9 protein-coding genes are annotated in these 8,840 nt (G+C 36.0%); 6 read left to right on the top strand and 3 right to left on the bottom strand.

Annotation, left to right across the window (positions count from 1 at the left end; genetic code table 11):
- Positions 1 to 105 precede the first annotated feature (105 nt).
- Both ACH2CJ_RS02335 and ACH2CJ_RS02330 read right to left on the bottom strand, forming a co-directional pair.
- Positions 106 to 1,944 (bottom strand): heavy metal translocating P-type ATPase, encoded by a 1,839-nt coding sequence (locus tag ACH2CJ_RS02335; RefSeq protein WP_394990468.1) that lies wholly within the window; start codon positions 1,942 to 1,944, stop codon positions 106 to 108.
- A gap of 31 nt (positions 1,945 to 1,975) precedes the next feature.
- Positions 1,976 to 3,034: a class I fructose-bisphosphate aldolase gene (locus tag ACH2CJ_RS02330; protein ID WP_394990467.1), complete on the bottom strand. Its 1,059-nt coding sequence runs from the start codon at positions 3,032 to 3,034 to the stop codon at positions 1,976 to 1,978.
- Positions 3,035 to 3,594: 560 nt separating this feature from the next.
- On the opposite strand from ACH2CJ_RS02330, the gene ACH2CJ_RS02325 reads away from it, so the two are divergent.
- The 6 genes from ACH2CJ_RS02325 to ACH2CJ_RS02300 all read left to right on the top strand — a co-directional run bounded on the left by ACH2CJ_RS02325 (position 3,595) and on the right by ACH2CJ_RS02300 (position 7,535).
- The gene (locus tag ACH2CJ_RS02325) at positions 3,595 to 3,897 is read left to right on the top strand and encodes a four-helix bundle copper-binding protein (RefSeq protein WP_394990466.1); all 303 of its coding nucleotides are present in this window, start codon (positions 3,595 to 3,597) and stop codon (positions 3,895 to 3,897) included.
- A 76-nt stretch (positions 3,898 to 3,973) separates the two neighbouring features.
- Positions 3,974 to 4,201 carry an SHOCT domain-containing protein gene (locus ACH2CJ_RS02320; protein ID WP_394990465.1) on the top strand — a complete coding sequence of 76 codons (228 nt, stop codon included), beginning with the start codon at positions 3,974 to 3,976 and terminating at the stop codon, positions 4,199 to 4,201.
- Between the two features lie 386 nt (positions 4,202 to 4,587).
- Entirely contained in the window at positions 4,588 to 5,349 is a 762-nt protein-coding gene (locus ACH2CJ_RS02315) for an SDR family NAD(P)-dependent oxidoreductase (protein ID WP_394990464.1), read from the top strand.
- Positions 5,350 to 5,446: 97 nt separating this feature from the next.
- Positions 5,447 to 5,650 carry a hypothetical protein gene (locus ACH2CJ_RS02310; RefSeq protein WP_394990463.1) on the top strand — a complete coding sequence of 68 codons (204 nt, stop codon included), beginning with the start codon at positions 5,447 to 5,449 and terminating at the stop codon, positions 5,648 to 5,650.
- Positions 5,651 to 5,736: 86 nt separating this feature from the next.
- Positions 5,737 to 6,054, top strand: a complete 318-nt coding sequence (locus ACH2CJ_RS02305; RefSeq protein ID WP_394990461.1) for a DUF6799 domain-containing protein — start codon at positions 5,737 to 5,739, stop codon at positions 6,052 to 6,054.
- A 98-nt stretch (positions 6,055 to 6,152) separates the two neighbouring features.
- Complete coding sequence (locus ACH2CJ_RS02300; RefSeq protein WP_394990460.1) at positions 6,153 to 7,535, top strand: NAD-dependent succinate-semialdehyde dehydrogenase; 1,383 nt, start codon at positions 6,153 to 6,155, stop codon at positions 7,533 to 7,535.
- Between the two features lie 814 nt (positions 7,536 to 8,349).
- Here the strand turns inward: ACH2CJ_RS02300 and ACH2CJ_RS02295 are convergent.
- The coding region (locus tag ACH2CJ_RS02295; protein WP_394990459.1) for an IclR family transcriptional regulator C-terminal domain-containing protein at positions 8,350 to 8,840 on the bottom strand (491 nt) is incomplete at its 5' end.

The following is an 8,840-nucleotide window of genomic DNA, read 5'->3' as shown; positions in this document are numbered from 1 at the left end:
AGGTGGTAATAAATCCATCCTAAGAGAAAAATTGACTAAAAACTGGAAGTTAATACCAGCAATCTTTAAGTAACCTTTTTTTTTATGAACAAACCCTGTTGATTTTTATTCACCGTCAATTTTTATCCGCAAAAGTTTTATCGAATTTAAAAATACCAATGTATCGGGCAAAAGATGAATCACCGCAGCTTGAATAGGACCCAATATTTTTAACAAAACCAATGTGATTCCAATAACATGCACAATACCTACCCCAAAAATGATGTTTTCTTTGATGGTGCTAAATGCTTTTTTACTGATTGCTCTTACTCTTGCTATTTTTTCTAATTTGTCTTCCATCAATACAATATCTGCTGCTTCCATTGCTGCTTCTGTACCCATAGCACCCATGGCAATGCCTACATTTGCCTGCATCAGTGCAGGAGAATCATTGATTCCATCGCCAACCATTGCCACTTTTTGACCTTCTTTTTGATATTCTTTTACAATATTTATTTTGTCTTCGGGCAATAAATTTGCCCTAAATTCAGTAATGCCAATTTGCTTGCTTACATAGGCGGCTGTTTGCTCATTATCGCCAGTGAGCATTACAATTTTAGAAACACCACTTTTTCTTAACCCTTCTATCATTTGCTTGGCGGCAGGTCTGATGGCATCTGAGACATAAAAAATCCCAGCCAAAGTACCATTAACTGAAAGATATAGTGCCGTATCGGTTTGGTTTTGTGTAGAAATTTGACCACTCACTTTACTTTCGGTCATATATTCTTTATTTCCCAATAAAATGGTTTTGCCTTCAACCGTAGCCGCTACACCACGCCCTCTTATTACATCAAAACTTTCGGGTTCGGGATAAATAATTTTTAAATTATCGGCATAAGTCAATATAGATTTTGCCAATGGATGGCTCGACCGCCTATCGGTAGAAGCTGCCAATTTTACTAAAGTATTGGCATCATAGTTTTTATCAATAATTTCAAATTGATTTACCGTAGGGCTACCAATAGTAAGTGTGCCTGTTTTATCAAATACGATAGTGTTTACCTTGGCGAGTTCTTCCAAAAACTTACCGCCTTTAATCAAAATCCCTTCCCGTGCGGCACGAGCAATGGCGGCTATGGTAACAAGGGGCGTTGCCAAACCAAGCTCGGCAGGTGAGGTGAAAATAAGCAAGGCGATAACCAATTTTATATCACGAGTTAAATAATACACCCCTGCTACAAATACAAAAACTATCGGAATAAGCCATGAAGCCACTTTATCGGTAAATTTTTCGATAGGGGCTTGCTGTGCATCGGCTTCTTCAACCAAAGCAATAATGCGGGCGAAAACGGTATCAGTACCTGCTTTGGTCATTTGAATATCCAAAGCACCAAGCTCCACAATTGTGCCTGCAAAGACATCGCTACCTATTGTTTTTTCCTGTGGTGTACTTTCGCCAGTAATAGGTGCTTGATTTACAGTACCTTCGCCAGCCACAACTTTTCCATCAACGGCTATTTTTTCACCTGCTTTTACTAATACAATATCACCAATTTTCAAATCTGCAATTTGTACGGTAATTTCCTCATTGTCCTTTTTTACAATTGCTGTTTTGGGTACTGTGCCAATTAATTCTTTGATAGAAGCCCTTGCCCTTTCGCCACTGGCACTGGCTATGTATTCGGCTATTAAAATTATCATTAAAACTACCGAACCTGCCAAATATTCTTTGCCAACGATTGAAATTATTACGGCAATGGTAATGAATATTTCTGTACCAATTTTTCGTTCTTTAAAAAGGTCTTCTGCTGCAACTTTTAGTAGTGAATATAGTCCAAATGCCATTGCCGCGAGTAAAACAGGCAGAGGAATAATCTCAAAATAATACAATATGCTGGCTACGCCAACGGTGATAATTCGGGCGATTTCCCATATGAATTGTTTTGAAAAAAAGATGTTCATGGTATTTTTGTTAAATGGATTTTTATTATGTTTATGCCAACCCAATTTCTTTTGTTAAGTACACATCTTGCACGGCATTTAATAATTCAACGCCTTCACTATAAGGTCGTTGGAAAGCTTTTCTACCCAAAATTAAGCCTTGACCACCAGCACGTTTGTTGATAACTGCTATTTTCACAGAATCTTCCAAATCTGATTCGCCTTTTGATTCGCCGCCTGAGTTGATTAAACCAATCCGACCCATATAACAATTGGCTACTTGGTAGCGGCACAAATCTATTGGATGCTCAGAACTCAAATCGGTGTACATTTCAGTGGCACTTTTTGAAAAATTGATTGCTGTAAAACCGCCATTGTTTTCAGGCATTTTTTGTTTGATAATATCTGCCTGAATCGTTACACCTAAATGGTTGGCTTGTCCTGTAATATCGGCTGCTGTTTCGTAATTGATACCGTCTTTTTTGAAACCATTATTGCGAGTATAGCACCAAAGTATGGTTGCCATGCCCAAATCATGGGCTTTTTCAAAAGCTTTTGCTACTTCGATAATCTGACGATTTGAACCTTCTGAACCAAAATATATGGTTGCTCCAACAGCAATAGCTCCCAAATTCCAAGCTGATTCGACTGAACCAAACATAATTTGCTCATGTTTAGTTGGGTACGTTAAAAGCTCATTATGGTTTAGTTTTACTACAAAAGGAATCTTATGTGCATATTTTCGAGCTAAAATTGCTAAATTTCCAAAAGTGGTGGCTACTGCATTGCACCCACCATCAATCGCCAAACGAACGATATTTTCAGGGTCGAAATAAATAGGATTTTTAGCAAAAGATGCACCTGCCGTATGCTCAATATCTTGGTCAATTGGCAAAATTGAAAGATAGCCTGTATTGGCTAATCTGCCATGACCATAGAGTGTTTGTAAACTACGCAACACAGGAATACTTCGATTGCTTTGGGCAAAAATATTGTCTATAAAGTCAGATGATGGCGAATGTAATTGACTTTTAGCAATTGTTTTACTTTCGTGTTTTAACAAATTGTCGGCATCTTCGCCAAGATATTTGATTATTTCTTGATAGCTCATTTTTTTTGGGTTTAGTTTTCAATTCTTCAGTATTTTTCGTTTTCATCAAAAGGTTATATGCTTCTTTTACCACAAAGCTTTCATTGGGCAAATCAACGTCAGTAATCACCTCAGTAAATTTATTTTGGGTATTTTCGATATTTATTTCCTTAATATCAAATTGTTTTTTGCCATTTTCAATAAAAATAAAATGTATATTTTCAAACTTAACGTTGGCATCAGATAATATTTTTTTAAAACTTGAGAAATCTAAAAATAATTACAATTTTCTTACTAAGAAAAATAAGAAATCACCTGTTTGACACTACATACAATTTCAACAAATGTGTGAAATATGCAATACTTCCCCAAAATTATGTAACACTTTACAAAATTAATGTAATAACCTTTGATTCTTGGAAATCTCTCAATTAGACTTGTTGCAATGGGAGTTTCGATTTATGAAATCAAGTAAAAAAAGGCTGTTTTTAAACGAATAATCTTCCATTGCAACAAGTCTAGTATTGATCATCAAGCATTTACATAGTTTCAATAATTAATAGTAATTAAACATTTTAACAATGAAAAATTCAAAAGAGTGTATTGATGCTTGTTTAGCCTGCATGATTGAATGTGAAAAATGTGCTACCATGTGCATTACAATGGGAGGCATGGAAGAGTGCTTAAAAGCCTGTCGAGATTGTGCGGATATCTGTACTTTATGTGCCAAATTATGTGCCAGAGATTCGCAATTCTGTGATGATATTTGTGCATTATGCGTGAAATGCTGTGAGGCTTGTATGGCAGAATGTGCTAAGCACGGTGAGCATTGCAAGGCTTGTATGGAGGCCTGTAAAAAGTGTGCAGAGGCTTGTAAAATGTAATAGCATAATTCTCTTCGCAGAATTTTCCAAAAGAATGTTTTGCCAAGAGAATTATTAAACTTAAATAATAGAAATAATGGAAATGTATAATGGTTACAATTTTGGAGGAATGCACTTTATTTGGTGGTTTGTGTGGGCAATACTTCTTTTTTGGATTTTTGCAACTCCCTACAATATTCCTGGACAGCGAAGCAAAAAAGATTCGCCCCTTGATATTTTAAAGAGACGTTTTGCTTCTGGAAGTATTAACGCCGAAGAGTATAATGAGCGAAAACGGATTCTTGAAGATAATTCGGCAAAATGATTGGTTTTTTCAAGTTTCGCCTACGACGTATAGTTATAGACAGCAACAGTGTACATTTAACAAACTTAAAATCATGAGAACATTGCAAAAACTTGCATTCATTACTGCTTTTACAGCACTTTTAGCATCTTGTGAGCAAAATATAAATACAAAACAAGCACTTTGAAAATCTGAAACAAGAAAGGAAATCATGGATTCGATTGCTAACAATAATGAAATGTTGAAAGAAATGATAGAAACCATGATGAATAGCGAAAACGGAGAAAAGTGGTTGAAGTAAAATAACAGGTTAACAACAATGATGCGTGGAAGTGATGGCTGAATGATGGAATAATGATAATTTCAAAAATTTAAAATGAAATTAGGTGTTCAGACAAAATATTAAAATGCAAAAATTAGAAAATAAAACCGTATTCATCACAGGTGGATTCTCAGGCATAGGCAACGCTTGTGTTATTGCAGCGGCAAATGAAGGTGCCAATATAGCAATTGCCGATATGAAATCAGAAACTACTGATGAAGTAATGGAAGAAGTAAAAAAAGTAAATCCAAGAGCTATTTTTATTGAATGTGATGTATCGGTTTTTGCACAAGTACAAACGGCGATTGAAAAAGTTGTAAGCACTTTTGGAACGCTTGATGTGGCACTAAACAATGCGGGAATTGCAGGTGAACCAAATAAAATAGGAGATATGACTGAGCATGCATGGCTAAAAGTAATTGGCATAAACTTAAATGGCGTGTTCAATGGCATGAAGCATGAGTTGGCTCAAATGGCAAAACAAAAAAATGGAGTTATTATAAATATGGCTTCCATTTTGGGCAAAGTAGGTTTTGCCACTTCCGCCCATTACGTTGCTGCAAAACATGGTGTTATTGGTCTTACACAAACAGCAGCCTTGGAATATGCTCTTGAAGGAATTAGAATCAATGCAATTTGCCCAGGATTTATTGAAACGCCTTTAATAGCTAAAAGCGATATAGGAACAAATCCAGAAATAAAACAACACATTATTGATTTGCACCCCATGAAACGTATGGGAAAATCGGAAGAAATTGCCAAAGGTTTTATATTCCTGGCTTGTGATGACAGTTCATTTATAACAGGCACAACCTTAGAAATAGATGGCGGTTTTTTAGCTGAATAAGTGTAATAATTCAAACACAATGCTTGAAATAATGAAAATAATCTTTTTAAACTGGCAACTATCAGCATTGCTACGGAAGCCACAAACTTTTAAAAACATGAAAAAGCTAATACTATTTTTTTTAGCCTTCCCTTATAGTTTAGGCGTACTTGCACAGAATGAAAGAATGGGGAATAATCATGGAAACTCTAATGGAAATTTTTCTTTCTCGGTTACGGAAATGCTTTTGGGAGGTATTTTTCTCGTTTTAGTTGTCGCACTCTTGATGCGAGTTTTTAATAATTCCAGAAATGGGAAATAATTACAGTATAGTATAAAAATAGTAAAACAAATTTATTTTAACAGGTAGCCATACACAAACTGTGGAAGCCACAAACTTTTAAAAACATGAAAAAATTACTGATTTTATTTACAGCCCTTGCGTTAAGTTCAACTGCATTTTCACAGGAACACAAGGATATGAAGAAAGGCATGAAAATGGGACAAAAGATGAACATGAAAAAAGACCATATTATGATGATGAATGGCAAAATGCAAATCATGAAAAATGGCAAAACAATGAGCATGGATAAAGATATGATATTGAGTAACGGTACTATGGTTATGACTAACGGAATCATGAAAACAAAAAGTGGTAAAACCATGACCATGAAAGAAGGAGATGTTGTTTATATGAATGGGAAAATGGGCAAAATGAAAATGTAGGTGATTTTAAATTAAGAGCTGAATTTTATTGGCTCTTAATTTAAAATTAGTCAAGAAATATAAAATTAATTATTCATTTTAATAGTTAAAAAAACTTCATGTCTATTCAAACAGTAAATCCTGTTACTAATAAAGTTGTCAAATCTTTTGAAGAAATGACCGATTCGGCAGTTGATGCGGCGGTAGTTCAAGCAACAAAGACGTTTGAAATGTGGAAGAAAACTTCATACGAACATAGAGCCGATTTACTTCATAAAGTTGCTGCCTTAATGCGAAAACATAAAGAAAAATTGGCTAAAACCATTACATTAGAAATGGGAAAACTTCTCACCCAAGCGGAAGGGGAAATCATGCTCAGTGCTAATATATTTGATTACTATGCCGATAACGGAGCCAAATTTCTTGCTGATAAAGTGTTAAGTCCAGAACACGGTGAAGCATTTATTCGTCATAGTCCGATTGGGGTTTTATTTGGCGTTGAACCGTGGAATTTCCCTTTTTATCAAGTATCTCGATTTGCCGCCCCTAATATAATGGTTGGCAATACGATAGTCGTAAAACACGCTTCCATCGTTCCGCAGTGTGGCATTGCTATCGAAGAATTGTTTGAAGAAGCCAATGCTCCCAAAGGGCTTTATACCAATCTTTTAATATCAGGAAAACGGGCATCCGCCTTAGTTTCAGACAAAAGAATTAAAGGCGTTTCATTGACTGGAAGCGAAGCGGCAGGAGCAAATTTAGCTTCCGAAGCTGGAAAAAACTTAAAAAAATCAGTTTTAGAATTAGGCGGTAGCGATGCCTTTATCATATTGGAAGATGCTGATATTGATAAAGCCGTTGAGTGGGCATTGGTCGGTAGAATAAATAATAACGGAGAATGTTGCGTAGCTTCAAAACGGTTTATTGCCGTAGAAGCCATTGCCGATGAATTTTTAAAAAAGTTTACTGATAAAATGGCAAACTTGAAGGTGGGCGACCCCATGAATGCAGATACAGAATTAGGACCTTTGAGTAGTGAAGAAGCCGCCGTTCATTTGGCAGACCAAGTGGATAAAGCGGTGAAGGCGGGTGCAAAAGTATTGTTAGGTGGCAAACGAAGAGAGGGTGAGGGTGCATTTATGCAACCAACCATATTAACGGATATTGAGGTTGATAATCCTGCCTATTACGAAGAATTATTTGGTCCAGTTGCTTCTTTTTATCGAGTAAAAAACGAAAAAGCGGCTATTGTATTGGCTAATGATTCACCTTTTGGCTTGGGCGGTTCAGTTTTTACACAAGATATTGAACGGGGTAAACGAGTGGCTGACCAAATTGATACAGGTATGGTTTTCATTAATCACCCCACTTGGACACAAGCGGATTTACCTTTTGGTGGCACAAAACGCTCTGGGTATGGGCGTGAATTAGCAGAATTGGGTATTGATGAATTTGTCAATAAAAAACTTATTCGAGTAAGTGGATTGACCGACCCCATGTAGAGCAAGCTTATTAAAACAAGGTATTATACGATTAAGGAAATCGTTTAAAAACCTTAATCCATGAATACAAAATCAAAAAACATCCTAATTCATTCCACCCCCGCTTGCCTTAGTGTTGGCAAATGATGGTAAGCGTTAGGCTAATTTTAAAATTAGTCTTTGTGTCAGCCGTTTTTAAAATGGCGTTGTGTAAAAGCTGTTTGTATTAGCGTTCTAAGAACGCATGACACAACGATTGAATAAAAATTCAGCCGAACAACTGACGCACTTAAGGCGAACGAGGTTTCTGTCAGCCCGAACAAAAGCTAAATAGTGAACTCAAGTTGAGGTTTATTCCGTCAGCCACTCTTGGTCAAAACCGATGTTGGTAGCTGGTGTTCTTTTCTTTAGTTAGTTTTTGCCAAGACAATCTAAATTACAAAAAAAAGTGCTTTGCAAACAAGTCTAATATATGATATGTTTAGTAGAAAAACAGTAGGATGGAATTTAGCGAACAATATGCATAGTGTCCTTGTAGTCAATGCTTTAAATAAAGTTATTGAGCAAAGCCCCCCCCAAAATGGTTCATTGTTCGTTGAAATGGGGGCGAGTAATTTGCCTCTGATGATTTTAGAGATTTGCTCTCAAAACATAAATTTTTGCAAGGTATGACCCGAAAAAGACAACCATTTCCTAACGAAAGGGTGAGAAAATCGCCCTTCGTTTCGAAGAATTTAATAAAAATCTTTTACAATTAACCGTGAGGCTAAATTAGCATACCTCAAAAAACTGGTTTCTTCTAAGGAAATGGATAATAAGCAAACTCTCCATCCAATTATTGCTTTTGATATATGACTTCAATATTTGATGCAGTTTCTTTTAATGAAGCTGTAATTTCTAAACTTCGTGCTTCCGTGCATCTGTACTCTGGAAGAAAAACACTTAATCCAGCTATTACCTTACCATTTGCATGAATTGGCACTGCAAACCCAACCAAATGAGTGTGCGAAAAATTTGTCATTGCAATACCCGACAATCTTATTTTGTAAAGTTCAGCTACTAAACCATCAAGTGTTGATGCCACCTCCCATATTGATTCATTAGGTAGCCCATTGTATTGCAAGAAACGCTCCCTTTCTTTCTCAGAAAGATAGGCAACTAATAGTCTTCCACTGGCCGTTTCATAAACGTTTCTTTCAGAGCGTATTTGTACTTGAATATCTTGGTTGCAGTTTACATTGTGCAAAATAAATCTTTTATAATTTCGAAGAATTCCTAATAAACAAGATTCATTGATTCTTTCGGTCAAAGCTTCCATTGGCTCAC

The organism is Emticicia sp., from assembly GCF_043780375.1.
Lineage (GTDB): Bacteria > Bacteroidota > Bacteroidia > Cytophagales > Spirosomataceae > Emticicia.
This window is presented reverse-complemented; position numbering and strand designations above follow the sequence as displayed.